At 60.5% G+C, this 17659-nt stretch carries 11 protein-coding genes, 1 tRNA gene and 2 rRNA genes; 10 read left to right on the top strand and 4 right to left on the bottom strand.

The annotated features are described in order from the left end of the window. The first annotated feature begins 34 nt into the window (after window positions 1-34). The 6 genes from ACP153_RS14955 (at window position 35) to ACP153_RS14930 (ending at window position 6742) form a co-directional block, all read left to right on the top strand. Window positions 35-661, top strand: coding sequence for a helix-turn-helix domain-containing protein (locus ACP153_RS14955; protein WP_424971814.1), 627 nt, complete (start codon window positions 35-37; stop codon window positions 659-661). A 108-nt stretch (window positions 662-769) separates the two neighbouring features. Continuing rightward, complete coding sequence (locus ACP153_RS14950; protein ID WP_424971813.1) at window positions 770-1666, top strand: class II glutamine amidotransferase; 897 nt, start codon at window positions 770-772, stop codon at window positions 1664-1666. A gap of 1 nt (window position 1667) precedes the next feature. Further along, complete coding sequence (locus ACP153_RS14945; RefSeq protein ID WP_424971812.1) at window positions 1668-2345, top strand: protein GlxC; 678 nt, start codon at window positions 1668-1670, stop codon at window positions 2343-2345. A 10-nt stretch (window positions 2346-2355) separates the two neighbouring features. Then, on the top strand, window positions 2356-3702 hold the full coding sequence (locus tag ACP153_RS14940) for an FMN-binding glutamate synthase family protein (protein WP_424971811.1): 1347 nt from the start codon (window positions 2356-2358) through the stop codon (window positions 3700-3702). 75 nt (window positions 3703-3777) lie between these two features. Then, on the top strand, window positions 3778-5106 hold the full coding sequence (gene glnT, locus ACP153_RS14935; protein WP_424971810.1) for a type III glutamate--ammonia ligase: 1329 nt from the start codon (window positions 3778-3780) through the stop codon (window positions 5104-5106). Between the two features lie 70 nt (window positions 5107-5176). Further along, window positions 5177-6742 carry a winged helix-turn-helix domain-containing tetratricopeptide repeat protein gene (locus ACP153_RS14930; RefSeq protein ID WP_424971809.1) on the top strand — a complete coding sequence of 522 codons (1566 nt, stop codon included), beginning with the start codon at window positions 5177-5179 and terminating at the stop codon, window positions 6740-6742. Window positions 6743-6891: 149 nt separating this feature from the next. Here ACP153_RS14930 and ACP153_RS14925 read toward each other — a convergent pair whose 3' ends face one another. Continuing rightward, on the bottom strand, window positions 6892-7533 hold the full coding sequence (locus tag ACP153_RS14925) for a class I SAM-dependent methyltransferase (protein WP_424971808.1): 642 nt from the start codon (window positions 7531-7533) through the stop codon (window positions 6892-6894). Window positions 7534-7620: 87 nt separating this feature from the next. Here ACP153_RS14925 and ACP153_RS14920 point away from each other — a divergent pair, with 87 nt between their 5' ends. The 4 genes from ACP153_RS14920 to ACP153_RS14905 all read left to right on the top strand — a co-directional run bounded on the left by ACP153_RS14920 (window position 7621) and on the right by ACP153_RS14905 (window position 13848). Beyond that, entirely contained in the window at window positions 7621-8532 is a 912-nt protein-coding gene (locus tag ACP153_RS14920) for a LysR family transcriptional regulator (protein ID WP_424971807.1), read from the top strand. A gap of 172 nt (window positions 8533-8704) precedes the next feature. Continuing rightward, the gene (locus tag ACP153_RS14915) at window positions 8705-9904 is read left to right on the top strand and encodes a cytochrome P450 (protein WP_424971806.1); all 1200 of its coding nucleotides are present in this window, start codon (window positions 8705-8707) and stop codon (window positions 9902-9904) included. Then, entirely contained in the window at window positions 9901-12636 is a 2736-nt protein-coding gene (locus tag ACP153_RS14910) for a non-ribosomal peptide synthetase (RefSeq protein ID WP_424971805.1), read from the top strand. Before ACP153_RS14915 ends, ACP153_RS14910 begins: the two co-directional genes overlap by 4 nt. 81 nt (window positions 12637-12717) lie before the next feature. Next, window positions 12718-13848 (top strand): amidohydrolase family protein, encoded by a 1131-nt coding sequence (locus ACP153_RS14905; protein ID WP_424971804.1) that lies wholly within the window; start codon window positions 12718-12720, stop codon window positions 13846-13848. Between the two features lie 280 nt (window positions 13849-14128). Here ACP153_RS14905 and ACP153_RS14900 read toward each other — a convergent pair. The 3 genes from ACP153_RS14900 to ACP153_RS14890 form a co-directional block, all read right to left on the bottom strand. After that, window positions 14129-14205, bottom strand: a tRNA-Met gene (locus ACP153_RS14900). Window positions 14206-14277: 72 nt separating this feature from the next. Beyond that, window positions 14278-14392: ribosomal RNA gene (gene rrf, locus ACP153_RS14895) — 5S ribosomal RNA — on the bottom strand. Between the two features lie 211 nt (window positions 14393-14603). Further along, window positions 14604-17432 (bottom strand): 23S ribosomal RNA (locus tag ACP153_RS14890). Window positions 17433-17659: the final 227 nt, after the last annotated feature.

Genomic DNA, 17659 nt, shown 5'->3' with positions numbered 1-17659 from the left:
GAAGAAACTCTGAGGCCCGATGAGGGAGCAGGATATGGTCGTCAAACTGAGCCAGGACCCCCATTCCGTCCGGACCGGGCGGGAAAGCGTGCTGGAGGTCGCGATCGGGCGCGAGGTGCGGGCCTTTCGCAAGCAGCATGACATGACGGTCGCGGATCTGTCCGAGCAGACGGGCCTCTCCATCGGGATGCTGTCGAAGATCGAGAACGGCAATACCTCGCCCTCCCTCTCGACCTTGCAATCCCTGGCCAATGCGCTGTCGGTGCCGCTGACGGCCTTCTTTCGGCAATACGAGGAACAGCGCGAGGCGGTGCACACGCGGGCGGGCGAAGGGGTCGAGATCGAACGCGAGGGGACCCGCGCGGGCCATCAATACAACCTGCTCGGCCATATCGGCAGCAATGCGAGCGGCGTGATCGTTGAGCCCTATCTGATCGAGCTGACCGCGGAATCCGACACGTTCGACACGTTCCAGCATGGCGGGCTCGAGACGATCTACATGCTGAGCGGCGCGGTGGATTACCGGCACGGGGCCGAGATCTATCCCCTGCGCCCTGGCGACACCCTGTTCTTTGACGCGGATGCACCCCACGGGCCGGAAACGCTGGTGGAGCTGCCGGCGCGCTACATTTCGATCATCAGCTACCCACAGGGGCGCTGAGATTCAGCAGAATTATTCCTGTGGTGAAATTTTTATTCTTCATGGTTGTGAATCGCGATGGGTGAGTGCTAGGTTCCCGCCAAATCCCAGATCATGGAGAGCGTGCGGATGTGCGGGATCGTCGGCCTATTTCTGAAGGACAAGTCGCTGGAGCCGGAGTTGGGCGCCATGCTGACCGACATGCTGGTCACCATGACCGATCGCGGACCGGACAGCGCGGGGCTTGCGCTCTATGGCGATGAACAGGGCGGGCGCTCCAAACTGACGATCCAGTCGGACCGTCCCGAGACGGTGTTTGACGGGCTGGCCGAGACGCTCACCGCAGCGATCGGCGCGCCGGTCACGCTGGCCCAGAAGGACACCCATGCGGTTCTCGAGGTCCCGGCGGATAAGGTCGAGGCGACCCGCGCCGCGCTGGAGGCCCATGACCCTGCGATCCGGGTGATGAGCGTGGGCGACATCATCGAGATCTACAAGGAAGTGGGTCTGCCCAGGGACGTCGCCGCGCGGTTCAGCATCGCCGAGATGTCCGGCACCCATGGGATCGGGCACACAAGGATGGCCACGGAATCCGCCGTGACCACCATGGGCGCGCACCCGTTCAATACCGGCTCGGATCAATGCCTCGTCCATAACGGGTCCCTGTCGAACCACAACTCCCTCCGCCGCAAGCTGCAGCGTGAGGGCGTGCGGATCGAGACCGAGAATGACAGCGAGGTGGCCGCCGCCTATCTGACGTGGAAGATGCAGAACGGCGCGAGCCTCGGGGATGCGCTCGAAAGCTCGCTGGAGGATCTGGACGGCTTTTTCACCTTCGTGGTGGGCACCAAGGACGGGTTCGGCGTGGTCCGCGACCCGATTGCCTGCAAACCGGCGGTGATGGCCGAGACGGATCAATATGTCGCCTTCGGGTCCGAGTATCGCGCGCTGGTGAACCTGCCCGGGATCGACAGCGCCCGCGTCTGGGAACCCGAGCCCGCCACCGTCTATTTCTGGAACCACTGAGATGCAGATTTTTGACCTCGAAGCGCAGGGATTGCGCGCGCTGAACGCCACGCTGCACGCACAGGCGGAGACCACCAACCAGACCCAATGGGAGGTCGTGAACCCCCGTGGCAGTCACGCGATTGCCGTCGGGCTCGACGCGCCGATCGAAGTGAATGTGAAGGGCTCCACCGGGTATTACTGCGCCGGGATGAACAAGCAGGCCACGGTCCATGTCCACGGCTCCGCCGGGCCGGGCGTGGCCGAGAACATGATGAGCGGCACGGTCGTGATCGACGGCGATGCCAGCCAATATGCCGGGGCGACGGGCCATGGCGGCACGCTGGTGATCAAGGGCAATGCCTCCTCGCGCTGCGGGATCTCGATGAAGGGGATCGACATCGTGGTCCATGGCAATGTCGGGCACATGTCCGCCTTCATGGCGCAATCGGGGAACCTCGTGGTCTGCGGCGATGCGGGCGACGCGCTGGGGGATTCGATCTACGAAGCGCGCCTTTTCGTGCGCGGTTCGGTGAAATCGCTCGGCGCCGATTGCATCGAGAAAGAGATGCGCCCCGAACATCTGGAGATCCTGGCGGACCTCCTTGAACGCGGGGGCTGCGATGCGAAACCCGAAGAGTTCAAGCGCTACGGCTCAGCCCGCAAGCTCTATAATTTCCATATCGACAATGCCTATTGAGGATCCAGCGATGAAGGACATCAAGCAGGACGGTCCTCCGCGGACCGAACCGATCCAATCGGCCACCTTCAGCCAGAGCATCAATGCCGAGATCCGGCGCGCGGCGGCCACGGGCATCTATGACGTGCGCGGCGGTGGGGCGAAGCGGAAAGTGCCGCATTTCGACGATCTGCTGTTTCTCGGCGCCTCGATCTCGCGCTATCCGCTGGAGGGCTACCGGGAGACCTGTGACACGCGGGTGACGCTGGGCACGCGGTTTGCCAGCAATCCCATCGAGCTCGACATCCCGATCACCATCGCGGGCATGTCCTTTGGTGCACTGTCAGGCCCCGCGAAGGAGGCTCTGGGCCGGGGCGCCACGCTGGCCGGCACTTCGACCACCACGGGCGATGGCGGCATGACGCCAGAGGAGCGCGGCCATTCCGATAAGCTGGTTTATCAGTATCTGCCCTCGCGCTACGGGATGAACCCGGATGATCTGCGCAAGGCCGATGCGATCGAGGTCGTGGTCGGACAGGGCGCGAAGCCGGGCGGGGGCGGCATGCTTCTGGGTCAGAAGATCTCGGACCGGGTGGCGGAGATGCGCAACCTGCCCAAGGGGATCGATCAGCGATCTGCCTGTCGGCACCCGGATTGGACCGGTCCCGATGATCTGGAGATCAAGATCCTAGAGCTGCGCGAGATCACCTCCTGGAAAGTGCCGATCTATATCAAGGTCGGCGGCGCAAGGCCCTATTTCGACACGACGCTCGCGGTGAAGGCCGGGGCGGATGTGGTCGTGCTCGACGGGATGCAGGGGGGCACAGCCGCCACGCAGGACGTGTTCATCGAGCATGTGGGCCAGCCGATCCTCGCCTGCATCCGGGAGGCCGTGCGGGCGCTGCAGGATCTGGGCATGCACCGGGAGGTGCAGCTTGTCGTCTCCGGCGGCGTGCGCACCGGGGCGGATGTGGCCAAATGCATGGCGCTTGGCGCGGATGCGGTGGCCATCGGCACGGCGGCCCTGATCGCGCTGGGGGACAATGACCCGCGCTGGGAGGACGACTACCAGAAACTCGGCACCACGGCAGGGGCCTATGATGATTGGCATGAGGGCAATGACCCGGCGGGCATCACCACACAGGACCCCGATCTCATGGCCCGGCTCGACCCGGTGGAGGGGGGACGGCGGCTCAATAACTACCTCAAGGTGATGACGCTCGAGGCCCAGACCATCGCGCGCGCCTGCGGCAAGAGCCACCTGCACAATCTGGAGCCCGAGGACCTCTGCGCCCTGACGATGGAGGCCGCCGCCATGGCGCGCATCCCCCTCGCGGGTACCGATTGGTATCCGGGCAAACCCGGCACCAGCTTTTGATCACACCAGACAGCCGCGCCCCGCGCGGCTGCTGCGCATTCATTTCGATCCCAACCGACAACAGGACCACGCCACATGACCATTGATCTCGCCACCTTCGCCAAGGACACCGGTGTCAAATACTTCATGATTTCCTTCACGGACCTGTTCGGCGGACAACGGGCGAAACTGGTCCCGGCTCAGGCGATTGCCGAGATGCAGGAGGAGGGCGCGGGCTTTGCGGGTTTTGCCACATGGCTCGACATGACCCCCGCGCATCCGGACATGCTGGCCGTGCCGGATGCCTCCTCGGTGATCCAGCTGCCCTGGAAGCCGGAGGTGGCCTGGGTTGCGAGCAATTGCGTGATGGAAGGTGCGGATGTGGCCCAGGCTCCGCGCAACGTGCTGCGCCGGCTGATCGACGAGGCGGCCAGCGAAGGCCTGCATGTGAAAACCGGGGTGGAGGCGGAATACTTCCTGCTCACGCCCGAGGGCACGCAGATCTCGGATCCCTTCGATACGGCCGAGAAGCCCTGCTATGACCAGCAGGCGGTCATGCGTCGCTATGACGTGGTGCGCGAGATCTGCGACTACATGCTCGAGCTGGGCTGGGGCCCCTATCAGAACGACCATGAGGACGCGAATGGCCAGTTCGAGATGAACTGGGAGTTCGACGATGTCCTGAAGACCGCGGACAAGCACAGCTTCTTCAAGTTCATGACTAAATCCGTCGCCGAGAAGCACGGGTTCCGCGCGACCTTCATGCCGAAACCGATCGAGGGCCTGACGGGCAATGGCTGCCACGCCCATATCTCGGTTTGGGACGCGCCGGGGGCCGACGCGAAAACCAATGTCTTTGCCGGTGAGGGGGACGGGCCGACCGGCGAAGTGGGCCTTTCGGAACGGGGCAAGCACTTCCTCGGCGGGATCATGAAACACGCCTCGGCACTGGCAGCGATCACCAACCCGACGGTGAACAGCTACAAGCGGATCAATGCGCCGCGCACGGTCTCTGGGGCGACCTGGGCGCCAAATACGGTGACATGGACCGGCAACAACCGCACCCATATGGTCCGCGTCCCCGGCCCGGGCCGGTTCGAGCTGCGCCTACCGGATGGGGCGGCCAACCCGTACCTCCTGCAAGCGGTGATCATCGCCGCGGGGCTCGACGGCATCCGCAGCGAGGCCGATCCCGGCAAGCGCTATGACATCGACATGTATACCGAAGGCCACAAGGTGCGCGGGGCACCGAAATTGCCGCTGAACCTGCTCGATGCGCTGCGGGCCTATGAGCGCGACAAGGGGCTGAAGGCAGCGATGGGTGAGGAGTTCTCCGCCGCCTATCTGAAAATGAAGATGCAGGAATGGAATTCCTACGTGTCCCATTTCTCGGAATGGGAGCGGACCAACACGCTCGATATCTGAGCCCATCCGGGCAGCGGCGCGCGCCTTTACCCCCTTTGCGACGGGGGTTTGAGATTATACGCTTAGCCCCATGGCCTACGAATTCGAGGGGTTCACGCTGGACCCGGCGCAAGTGGAACTCATTGCTCAGGACGGGCGGATCCCGCTCGAACCGAAATGCTATGACCTGTTGCTCTTTCTGGTGCAGAACCGGGATCGGGTGGTCACCAAGGACGAAATCTTCGATCAGGTGTGGCCCGGAGTTTTTGTCTCTGAGGCTTCGATCTCCAGCACGTTGAAGCAGCTGCGCAAGGCGCTGGGGGATGATGGATCCGCACAGCGGTTCATCCGGACCGTGCGCGGCAAAGGGTTCCGGTTTGTGGCGCCCACGGTCGAGCTTGGCGCTGCGCGCCCGGCGAGCGTGCTGCAGCCTGAGCCCAGCCCACCACCGGATCCTGTCCCTCAGGGAGGACGCCCGGTGGTGGCCGTGCTCCCCTTCTCGCTCATCCATAGCGATCCGAGCCACAGCGCGATTGCCGAAGGGGTCCCGGCAGAGCTGATCTCCGCCCTCTCGCGTTTGCGCGCGGTCAAGGTGATCGCCCGGGCTTCGACCTTTCGCTTTGATCCCGCCTCCCTCGATTTCAACGAGATCCATGCCCGGCTCGGGGCCGCCTACGCACTGACCGGGTCTGTGGAGCTGCTTGGCCCGCGCCTGACCGTGACGGCAGAGCTGACCGATACGCGCAGCCACCGGGTCGTCTGGAGCGAGGTCTATGCTGGCCCCCTCGACGATATCTTCGTGACCCGGCAAGAGATCGTGCGCGAGGTGTGCGGCGCGGTGGAGATGCATATCCCCCTGAACGAGGCCGAGAGCCTGGAGCGTGTGCCGACCGAGAACCTGGATGCCTGGGGGCATTACCATCTGGGGATCCGGCATCTCTTTCGTTTCCGGCAGTCGGGGCATGAGATCGCGCGCCACCATATGGAAGAGGCCATCGCGCGCGATCCCAGCTTTGCCCGCGCCTATAGCGCCTTGGCCTATGCCGAGCTCGAGCATTACAACCTCTTCTTCACCGATGATCCGCAGCGGAGCCTGTCGCGCGGGACGGAGCTTGCGGAGCGGGCGACCCAGCTCGATCCACTGGACCCGTTTTGCAATCTGGTGCTGGGTCGGGCGAACTGGATCTCGGGCGATGTGGACAACGCGAGAGGCTGGGTGGATCGGTCCGTTGCGCTGAACCCGAACTATGCCTTCGGGCATTATGAGCTCGGCAAGTTCAACGCGATCACCTGCGACGGGGTGGTGGCGGATCAGCATGCGTCGACCGCCATGTCCCTGAGCCCGATTGATCCGCACATCGCCGGGATGATCAGCTCGCGCAGCCTCGCTGCCTTTGTGCGCAATGATCCCGAGGCGGCGCTCAAATACGCGGATCTCTCTGTCCGGGCCACGAACCCGCATCTCTATGTCTATGTGGTGGCGGCGGCCGTCTATTCGGCTTTTGGCGCCAAAGAACGCGCGGATCAGGCCGTGGAAAAGATCGGTCAGTCCTATAAGGGGTTCTACAAGGACCGGTTCTGGACGCTTTTCACCCTGCGCGACCCTGATCGCCACGCAGCCATGGTCCGTGCCCTGGATCAGATTGGATTGCGGTAGGCGTGGCCTCTATCGCGGTTCTTGGAGTTGGGTAAGGGAGCAGGATGAGGTCCGACGACCTCTGGGTGTCAGAGCGTGTCTCGGCTACCTAGTCAGCTTGGCATGGGGAGCGATCCTTCGCATTGTGAAATCAGCTGCCCGGGGAAGCGTCAGCCGGGTTTGCGCGCGACGATGAAGGGGCTCAGGCGGTTGTCTCCGAAGTGGAGGCATGTGTCGATCTGAAACCCTGCGAGGCGGATGTCGCGGCAAAGCCGATCGCGGGTCAGGTGCTGGACGGGCGGGGCAAAGCCCGTGGCGCTCAGTCCGCGGACGACACCGCGCAACAGGACATTCGCCTCTCCCATGCAGACGGTCTTGGAGAGAAACAGGCCCCCGGGACGAAGCTGGTCGCGAGCGACCCGCAGGACCGCGGGCAGATCCTCCACCAGGTGCAGCAGACTGAAGCTCAGCACCGCCTCGAAAGGCGCTTGCGCCATAAGCTGCGCCGCATCGGCCACGGCAAAGTGCAGGTTTGGCGCGCTTGCTGTGCGCTGCTTGCCCTCGGCGATATCGATCATCGCTTGGGAGACATCCGTCGCCGTATAGCGCGCCACCGAGGGCGCAAGTGCGAGCGCCGTGCTCCCGGTGCCGCAGCCGATCTCAAGCACATGGTCCGTAGGGCGCAGCCGCGCCCGAACGGTATCCAGTTTCGCGGCGTAGGCCGCAGGGTCCTTGATCGGCTTCTTAGCGTAACTGGGCGCTGTTTTATCCCAGAAGGATGGGCTGGGGTCTTGCGAGAACATCGTTTGCATGTGCTACCTCATCGGTTGAGAACTGATTAGCTGTTCATGTTCGAATGGGTAATTGCGGAAAACCGTATATTGGCTATACGTTCAGGCATGAACTGGAGCGCTATCTCTTTCGATTGGAACCAGGTGCGCGCCTTTCTCGCCACGGCGGAGGAAGGCTCGTTCAGCGGGGCCGCACGGGCCCTGAAGACCACTCAGCCCACCATTGGCCGCCAGATCACGGAGCTTGAAGAGAAGCTTGGCGTCACCCTGCTGGAACGCAGCGTGCGAGGACCGACGCTGACCGAGGCCGGGCGTGACCTGCTGGACCATGTGCGGGTGATGGGGGAGGCAGCGACGCGCATTTCCATGTCCGCGACCGCCCATTCGGAGGATGTCACCGGTCTTGTGACCGTGACCGCGACAGATCTCTTATCAGCGCAATCCCTGCCGAAGCTCTTGGCCCCTCTGCGCAGCAGCCATCCGGGGATCCGGGTGAACATCGTCGCCTCCAACGACCTTCAGAACCTGATCAAGCGCGAGGCGGATATCGCGATCCGGCATGTGCGACCGGACCAGCCCGAGCTGATCGCGCGGCATGTCGGGGACTTTCAAGCGGGGCTCTTTGCGTCCAAAGCGTATCTCGACACAGCCGGACGCCCCAAGACGCCGGCAGAAGTCGCCGAGCATGCCTTTCTCGGCAATCCGGACCCGGAGCGCTTGCTGGCGCCGATGCACAATCTCGGTATCCCCTTGCGCCCAGAGAATTTCGTGATGTCGAGCGAGAATGGCGTCGTGGTATGGGAGCTTTTGCGCGCGGATCTGGGGATCTCCGTACTCCCGGACATTCTATGCGACGCGGACCCAAGCCTGGAACGGGTGCTGCCCGAGTTGCCGCGCTTCCAGTTTCCGATCTGGCTGGTCACCCATCGGGAGTTGCAAACCAGCAAGCGGATCCGCGTGGTCTTCGACCTTCTGGTGCGCGGGTTTCACGAGGCGCTGCGAGGAGCGAACAGCGCATGATCCATGCGCGGCGGGTGCCCCCGGTTTTGGGCTTGGCCTGCGGTGTTAACACGGGTTGAGATCTGTGACATACCTGAGATGGGACGAGGAGGAATGAGCCCATAGAGCAGACGCCAGATCGCTGACCGGACGGGGTGGCGGCGCGACGGGATATGCGGCTCGCAATACGCGCATGCAAGAGAGCACAGCATCAAGCTTTGAGCCCAACGATCCGGCGACCATCGACGATCCGTTCCCGGTCTACAAAGCCTTGCGCGACCAGGATCCGGTCCATTGGAACCCGAAAGGGTTCTGGTTCATCAGCCGGTACGAGGATGTCCTGGCCTGTCTGAAGGATGCGCGGTTTAGCAATCAGCCAGCGCCCTTTGCGCTGGTCCACGCGCGCAACCGATCGAAGTTCGTCGCGGCCGATGTCGCGAACAACCTGATCGCCTTCAAGGACGCGCCGGACCACACCGAACTGCGCGCCTGGCTTGCACGGAACTTTGTGCGGCGCACGCAAAACCAGCAGGACCGGTTTGCCGCGCTGGCCGCGGCCAGCTGCAAAACCCTGTCGCTCGGAGGAAATGTCGATCTGGTTTCGGAGTTTGCGATCCCGTTCTCCAGCCGGGCGATTTGCGCCGTGCTCGGGTTTCCGGAGGCGGATGCGCCCAGAGTCGCAGAGTGGAGCAACGACTTCTTTCGCCTGTTTCATGCCATTCCGGACGGAGACGAATTTCACCGGCTCAATGACAGCCTCCGGGCCTTTCGACAGCATGTCCTGGACCTCATGGCGCTGCGTCGTGCTGCGCCCATCGAGGATCTGATCTCCGATCTTGTCTCAAAGATGGATGGCAGCGTTTCAGACCATGAAGTGGCGGACAATGTCATGCTGCTGGCGGCGGATGGGATTGGCAATGTGCAATCCGGGCTCACCAACTGCCTCAGCATCCTGCTGCAACAGGACCGCCTGCCAGAGCCGCTTTTCGGATCGACAAAAGACGTCTCGAAACTGGTGGATGAGTGTTTGCGGCTGGAAAGCCCCGGACAGTACCAAGGGCGGATCACCAAGGAATCGGTGCAGATCCGGGGCAAGACCATTCGCGCCAGGTCTATAGTGCTGCTCGGCCTCGCCTCGGCCAATCGCGACGAGGCCGTTTTCGAGAATGCGGATGCGTTTCGCCCCTTGGACACGCGTCCGCAACATCTCGCCTTTGGGGCCGGATCCCATATGTGTCTGGGCAACGCGATGGTGCGGACCGAGATCGTGCACGCCCTGCGCGCGTTGTTTGCGGAGGACGCGCCGCGTCTCGTCGCCCAACCGCATAGACACTGGCTCGCCCGCCCAGGGCATCGCTGGCTCGAGAAACTCGATGTGGAGGTCTTGGCATGAAAGACACGGACACCACCGCGATCAGAACGATTGCAGAGCTTTTGTCCTTTCAGGCCGGGTCAAGGCCAGAGGCCCCCGCGCTCATCGCCCCCGAAGGCGGCACGTTGAGCTATGGCGCGTTGGAGCAAGAGGTTCTGCGTCTGGCCGGAGCGCTTGCCGGGGCCACCGGCACCCCCGCGACGTCGACGCCGACGCGATACGGGATCGTGTTCCCAAACGGGATAGACATGGCCGTTCTGCTGCTGGCCATGACCACACATGGCGTGGCCGTCCCATTCAACCCGACCATGACCTTTCCGGAATTTGTCGCGCAGTTCAGCGCCACTCAGATCGACGCTCTGGTCCTGCCCCGGGACGCCCAGGAGGACGCTGTGAAAGCGGCGCAACACTTGTCGCTGCCGATTGTCTGGGTCAGTGCCGATCGCCAGATCGCAACGGAGGAAGCTGCGCACCCCTCTCTCCGCCCAGCCCTCCCGAGCCAGACAGCGCTGATCTTGATGACATCGGGCTCCACCGGGAAACCGAAAATCGTCCCCTTGAGTCAGCGGAATGTCTGTTGCTCGGCCTTTGATGTGGCGCGGTCCGTCGACCTCACCCCGGAGGACAAATGTCTCGTGATGTGGGAGCAGTTTCACATCGGGGGTCTGGTAGATCTGTTGCTTGCGCCCTTGGCTGCGGGGAGCAGTCTGGTCGTGGCAGGCAGCTTTGAGGCCCAGCAGTTTTTCACGTTGCAACGGGCGCATGAAGCGACGTGGTTCCAAGGGGTGCCGACGACCCTCGCGGAGCTAGAGCTGCACGCATCCCGTCAGGACCTGACCTCACCACTGATGGGGCTGAGGTTCCTGCGCTGTGTCGCGGCAGCACTTTCACCTGCTCAACAAGAAAAGCTCGAAGCCCGGTTCCACGTCCCGATTGTCCGCACACTTGGGATGACCGAAGCCGGGCCCTTGATAACCTCGACACAATTGCCACCTGCAGCGGACAAGCCCGGGTCGGTGGGTCAAAGTGCCGGGCCCGACGTCGCGATCCTGTCTCCTGAAGGTGAGGCGTTAGCGCCGGGGCAAACAGGGCAGATCGCGGTCCGGGGCGAGAACGTCTTTGACGGGTACGAGGAGAATGACGCGGCCAATGACGCGGCCTTTGTCGGCGATTGGTTTCTCACCGGCGATCTGGGGTATTTCGACGAAGACGGTTTTCTGTTCCTCACAGGCCGCGCGAAGGAGCTCATTAATCGAGGGGGCGAGAAAATCAGCCCCAACGAGGTGGATGACGTTCTGACCGCGCATCCCGGGGTTCGACAGGCGGCGTCCTTCGCGTTGCCTCACACCAGATTGGGAGAGGACATTCACTGCGCAGTGACCCGCGCGCCCGACGGAGATATTGCCGATCTCCGTGCGTTTCTGGCAACGCGGCTCGCCCCGCATAAGATCCCACGGCAGATTATCGTTCTCGACGATCTTCCGAAAACGCCCGTTGGCAAGATCGACCGTCAGCGCCTCGCCGCCCTGGCAGCGGAAAGCAACAATGACAAACCGCAGGATGCCCGTGGTCCGGAGACACCGCTCGAAAAGCTCATCGCGGAGATCTGGATGCGAGAGCTTTCGTTGGAGTCACTCAATGTCGACGATGAATTCGCGAGCCTCGATGGAGACTCGCTCTCCGCCGTGCGCATTATGGTGGCACTGGAAACCGCGCTCGATGCATCAATGCCTGACGACGTGGTCGAGAACTTTACAACTGTGCGGGAAATCGCAGAACGGCTCGCAGAGCACGGCCTGGAGCCGCAAGGTGCCCAAGACAACGCTGGGGCAGATCAAATCACCCAAGCGGTCTTGTCCGAGCAGATTGTCTTCTCGGGCGACTTCGAAGATGCGAGGAAGCTTATTTCCGAGGTCAAGGGCCGCTCGGATCTGAAACTGAAGCTCGACTTCATCGTCACGCATTTGGCGCCAGCGGAGGTTCTGCCCCATGTGGAGAGGCTCGAGGCGCTCGACCTCGATGAGACACATAAGTCGCTCGGCTTCCTCGAACGGTTTCGGATGAAATCGGAATTCACCGAGCGGCTCAAGAACACGCGAAAGTACCTCGATCTCAGCCCGAATATATCCCGGTGGCAGCGCAAAGAGCTGCTGCCCTCAGCGCTCTTCTACGGCGACCCGACAATCCCTGCAGAGACCAAGACACTGATTGTGGGCTTTACCGGCAACCGGATGCGTCTCTCCATGCCGACCTACCGGTTTCTGGCCGGTATGGATGTGGAGCGGTCGGATTTGCTGACCTTTCTCGACCATTCGCAACGCCTCTTCTTCCATGGCGTGCCGGGCATCGGAGACGATTTGTCCGCTATTGCAGACTTCGTAACGGGTTTTGTGCGGGACCACGGGTATCAGCGCGTCATTGGCGTCGGCGTAAGTGGCGGGTCGCTGGCAATTTTGCATGTGGGATTTGGCGCCAATTTCGATGCAGCGGTGTCCGTGGACCCGGCCAGCCTGACCAAACATCCGGAATGGCACCCGGAATTTGCGCGTTTGGGCGCGACCCATGATCCGGACAAATTGCGCATTAAAATCATCTATGGGCGCCGTCGCCGTCACAAGCACCACGCGGACATGGTTGGCGAGTTGATCCCCCATGCAGAGCGGATCCGGTATCCGCATGCTGGCAAGAACATCTTGCCGGAGGCGCAGGATCGGGGCGAATTCGTCTCCCTTTGGAAGACATGGACCAGCTAGACGCACCGCCACCAGCGGGCTTTTCGTGGAACGGATACGCGGGGCCGCATGACCGCAAATGGGTCGCAAGGAAGAAGAGCATTGGACAGAGACTTTAAGACATCCTTTCTCGCAGATCTGCATTCAGAGATCATGGACCTCGGCGGCATGTTCAATGCCCATCTTCACCTTGATCGCGCCGAGACCCTGCAACCGACGCTCGATATCATGCGCAAGCTGGGCAACGGGGCGGAGTCCTCCTTGGCCATCGCGCAAAAGCACGCGCTTATTCCCCTGATCCATAACAGCGCTTGCTATGATCCCGACCTGCTGGAGGCGCGGGTTGAGAATTGCGTGCTGAAGATGGCCGATCTCGGGACGGCTCATGCCCACAGCGTTGTGGATGTGACAACGGATCGTGTTGGTCTGTCGGCAATGGAACGGTTGTTGAAGATCGGCGACCGGGCGCGACCGCGGATTGATTTCCGGGTAGGCGCATATTCTCCAATGGGGTTTCGGGATGATGAACCTGACCGCTGGGCCTTGATCGAACGCGCAGCGGAACAGGCCGATTTCATCGGAGCCTTGCCAGAGCGGGATGATGTGGTCGACTACCCGGAGCATATTGGCTTTGACGCCTGCTGCCGTCGCATCATTGGGCTGGCCAAAGATCTGGACAAGCAGGTGCATATCCATGTGGACCAAAAGAACCACAGCCGCGAAGACCAGACCGAACGCGCCCTGAAGATCGTGCGCGAGGCGGCGTTCATTCCCGCGGGCGATGAGCCCAAGGTTTGGCTGATCCACGTCATTTCGCCCTCCGCCTATGAGGATGATCGGTTTGATCGCATGGCACGGGAGCTGGCGGAGTTAAACATTGGTGTGATCTGCTGCCCGTCAGCTGCGATCAGCATGCGCCAGATCCGGCCTATTCAGGCTCCGACCCATAATTCGATCGCACGTGTGCTTGAGTTGCTGGCCGCTGGCGTCTTCGTACGGCTGGGCACCGACAATGTCTGCGACATCACCTCGCCAGCAGGGACGTTAGACCTCATGGATGAGCTTTTCGTGCTGTCCAATGCCATGCGCTACTATGACCCTGCCTGTCTTGCGCATCTGGGCGCAGGCAAACGCCTGCCGCCCGACGCCATCGACCGCATCAAGGAGCACCTGGCGGAAGACAGAGACCAATGCCAACGCGCGCTGCGCGCGTTCAACGACACAACAGAGTAGTCGACCCAACCCGTTGGTTCACAACGGGCTCCCGCGTTGCTGCTTCTTTGCGAGGAGATGGGTTTTGGAGCGCCTCGTCGTGACCTGTACCCGCACGGCTCGGGCCCGGTGTCGTCTGATCCGTGAGATCATCTGCCACTTTGGAGCGCATTTTCGTAGCGCCTGACAGCTCGACCGAGCTTGTCTCAATAGGCTGATCACACGCGATCGTTCCGCCACAAAGCGTCTCTTCAAATGGCCACTTTGGCGTATCGGACCTGTCTAGAATTTCTTTTGGTTTTGGTTGCGGGAGTAGGATTTGAACCTACGACCTTCAGGTTATGAGCCTGACGAGCTACCGGGCTGCTCCATCCCGCGCCAGTTGCGTTGGCAGTGTTATTGCCTGGCGCTTTTTTGAGATCGTATTGAGAGTTATGGGCTTTTTTCTAGGTTTGGCGGTGACCTACTCTCCCACGCCTTAAGACGCAGTACCATCGGCGCTACGGTGCTTAACGACCGAGTTCGGGATGGGATCGGGTGTTTCACTCGCGCTATGACCACCAAACCAAGGAAAAAGCCCTTGCAGAGCAAGGATTTTAGTTGGAGGCAGCGTTTCGACAAAGTCGACAACGCGTTCCAACACCGTTGATCTGCTTGGCGCACCGCATTCGAACACTGTTCAATTGTGGTGCGCTTTTTCACATCGGCGTCCAAGCCAAATACGTTTGTTTGTGTATGCTTTGATTGTCCGCAGGGGCATTTGCCGTCTACTGGATCAAATCAAGCCTATCGGACCATTAGTACCGGTCAGCTGAGCACATTGCTGCGCTTACACCTCCGGCCTATCGACGTGGTGGTCTACCACGGTCCTCAGGGATACCTTGTTTTGAGGGGGGCTTCCCGCTTAGATGCCTTCAGCGGTTATCCTGTCCGATCATAGCTACCCAGCACTGCCGTTGGCACGACAACTGGTCCACCAGTGGATCGTTCACCCCGGTCCTCTCGTACTAGGGGCAACTCCTCTCAAGTATCCTACACCCACGGCAGATAGGGACCGAACTGTCTCACGACGTTCTAAACCCAGCTCACGTACCTCTTTAAACGGCGAACAGCCGTACCCTTGGGACCTGCTCCAGCCCCAGGATGAGATGAGCCGACATCGAGGTGCCAAACGGTGCCGTCGATATGGACTCTTGGGCACCATCAGCCTGTTATCCCCGGCGTACCTTTTATCCGTTGAGCGATGGCCCTTCCACTCGGGACCACCGGATCACTATGGCCGTCTTTCGACTCTGCTCGACTTGTCAGTCTCGCAGTCAGGCTGGCTTCTGCCATTGCACTCAACGAGCGATTTCCGACCGCTCTGAGCCAACCTTCGCGCGCCTCCGTTACGCTTTAGGAGGCGACCGCCCCAGTCAAACTACCCGCCACACAGGGTCCCGGATCCGGATAACGGACCGCGGTTAGACATCAAGCGATGCAAGGGTGGTATCTCAAGGAAGGCTCCACAAGAACTGGCGTTCCTGCTTCGAAGCCTACCACCTATCCTGCACATGCATGGCCTGATGCCAGTGTGAAGCTGTAGTAAAGGTGCACGGGGTCTTTCCGTCTAACCGCGGGAAGCCTGCATCTTGACAGGCAATTCAATTTCGCTGAGTCGATGTTGGAGACAGCGGGGAAGTCGTTACGCCATTCGTGCAGGTCGGAACTTACCCGACAAGGAATTTCGCTACCTTAGGACCGTTATAGTTACGGCCGCCGTTTACTGGGGCTTCAATTCGGAGCTTGCACTCCTCCTTTTAACCTTCCAGCACCGGGCAGGCGTCAGACCCTATACGTCGTCTTGCGACTTCGCAGAGCCCTGTGTTTTTAGTAAACAGTCGCCACCCCCTGGTTTGTGCCCCCCGCCTATAGTTGCCTACAAACGGGGCCTCCTTCTCGCGAACTTACGGAGGTATTTTGCCGAGTTCCTTCAACATCGTTCTCTCAAGCGCCTTGGTATTCTCTACCAGTCCACCTGTGTCGGTTTAGGGTACGATCTCATGGAGGGCTATTTCCAGGAACCGATCAGCGGCCCACCCAATCCGATAAGGGTGAACAACAGTCTCGATCCGTCACATCCTCCTGGCTCCGGAATATTAACCGGATTCCCATCGACTACGCCTTTCGGCCTCGCCTTAGGGGTCGGCTTACCCTGCTCAGATTAACTTTAAGCAGGAACCCTTGGACTTTCGGCGACAGGGTCTCTCACCCTGTTTGTCGCTACTCATGTCATCATTCTCACTGGTGATCACTCCACCGGATCGCTCACGCGCCGGCTTCACAGTCAAACCCGATCCTCCATAACACCCGAAGGCGCTGTAGAGGACTGGGTTATTTCACACCACGCTCTGCTACCATGCACTATGTGCATCCTAAGCTTCGGCTCATGGCTTGAGCCCCGTTACATCTTCGCCGCAGGACAACTTAATTAGACCAGTGAGCTGTTACGCTATCTTTAAAGGATGGCTGCTTCTAAGCCAACCTCCTGGTTGTTTTGGTCGTCCCACCTGCTTTCCCACTTAGCCATGAATTAGGGGCCTTAGCTGTAGGTCAGGGTTGTTTCCCTCTCCACTACGGACGTTAGCATCCGCAGTGTGTCTGCCATCTAGTACTCCCGGGTATTCGGAGTTTGGTTAGGATCAGTAAGCCTGTGGGGCCCCATTACCCATCCAGTGCTCTACCCCCCGGGGTATTCGGATGACGCTCTACCTAAATAGATTTCGCAGAGAACCAGCTATCTCCGAGTTTGATTGGCCTTTCACCCCTAGGCACAATTCATCCCGACCTTTTTCAACAGGTGTGGGTTCGGACCTCCAGTTAGTGTTACCTAACCTTCATCCTGATCATGCCTAGATCACTCGGTTTCGGGTCTGATCCCACGAACTCATGCGCCCTATTAAGACTCGCTTTCGCTGCGCCTACACCTAACGGCTTAAGCTTGCTCGTGAGACCAAGTCGATGACCCATTATACAAAAGGTACGCCGTCAGCACTGATGTGCCTCCGACTGCTTGTAGGCGTCCGGTTTCAGAAACTGTTTCACTCCCCTCGTCGGGGTGCTTTTCACCTTTCCCTCACGGTACTGGTTCACTATCGGTCAGTAAGGAGTACTTAGCCTTCGAGGGTGGTCCCCCGATGTTCAGACAGGATTTCACGTGTCCCGCCCTACTTAATACGTCCAATTGAGCTTCCAATACGGGGCTGTCACCCTCTATGGCCTGTCTTTCCAGACAGTTCTTGTCGCTCGCATGGCTCGGCTGGTCCCCGTTCGCTCGCCGCTACTAGGGGAGTATCTGTTGATGTCCTTTCCTCCGGGTACTTAGATGTTTCAGTTCCCCGGGTTTGCTCTTTAAGACCTATGTATTCAGTCAAAAAGTACCTGGTTCAGCCCGTTATTAGCCGCTCCGGAGAGCAATAATAACAAACTGTCAGGTGGGTTGCCCCATTCGGAAATTCATGGATCAAAGCCTATTCTCGGCTCCCCATGACTTATCGCAGAGTATCACGTCCTTCATCGCCTCTTACTGCCAAGGCATTCACCAAACGCCCTTTTCGCGCTTGATTTGATCCAGAAGACGACAAACGCCGCTTCCGGATCAAAGCATACTATTTCCCGCTCATGGATCCGTGCGGATCTCATGAACTTGGTCCAATTCCGTGGAATTGAACCGGGTTAGTGTACTTGACTTGGACAAAATTGCTTTGTGAATGAGACCCTTGCGGATCCATCCACCGATCTTCCCTCACAAGGGAGATCAGCAATTCTGATGTTTAACTCTCTATACGATGTC

This window comes from Dinoroseobacter sp. S76, assembly GCF_049801095.1.
Lineage (GTDB): Bacteria > Pseudomonadota > Alphaproteobacteria > Rhodobacterales > Rhodobacteraceae > Dinoroseobacter.
The sequence above is the reverse complement of the archived record's forward strand: the minus strand, read 5'-3'. Positions and strand labels throughout refer to the sequence as shown.

What these genes read in the sequence shown, in the direction of transcription:
- ACP153_RS14910 (WP_424971805.1), top strand. Translation starts at nt 9,901, where the DNA reads ATGAAAGACACGGACACCACCGCGATCAGAACGATTGCAGAGCTTTTG.
- ACP153_RS14920 (WP_424971807.1), top strand. Translation starts at nt 7,621, where the DNA reads ATGAACTGGAGCGCTATCTCTTTCGATTGGAACCAGGTGCGCGCCTTT.
- ACP153_RS14930 (WP_424971809.1), top strand. Translation starts at nt 5,177, where the DNA reads ATGGCCTACGAATTCGAGGGGTTCACGCTGGACCCGGCGCAAGTGGAA.
- ACP153_RS14925 (WP_424971808.1), bottom strand. Translation starts at nt 7,533, where the DNA reads ATGCAAACGATGTTCTCGCAAGACCCCAGCCCATCCTTCTGGGATAAA.
- ACP153_RS14945 (WP_424971812.1), top strand. Translation starts at nt 1,668, where the DNA reads ATGCAGATTTTTGACCTCGAAGCGCAGGGATTGCGCGCGCTGAACGCC.
- ACP153_RS14915 (WP_424971806.1), top strand. Translation starts at nt 8,705, where the DNA reads ATGCAAGAGAGCACAGCATCAAGCTTTGAGCCCAACGATCCGGCGACC.
- ACP153_RS14940 (WP_424971811.1), top strand. Translation starts at nt 2,356, where the DNA reads ATGAAGGACATCAAGCAGGACGGTCCTCCGCGGACCGAACCGATCCAA.
- ACP153_RS14950 (WP_424971813.1), top strand. Translation starts at nt 770, where the DNA reads ATGTGCGGGATCGTCGGCCTATTTCTGAAGGACAAGTCGCTGGAGCCG.
- glnT (WP_424971810.1), top strand. Translation starts at nt 3,778, where the DNA reads ATGACCATTGATCTCGCCACCTTCGCCAAGGACACCGGTGTCAAATAC.
- ACP153_RS14955 (WP_424971814.1), top strand. Translation starts at nt 35, where the DNA reads ATGGTCGTCAAACTGAGCCAGGACCCCCATTCCGTCCGGACCGGGCGG.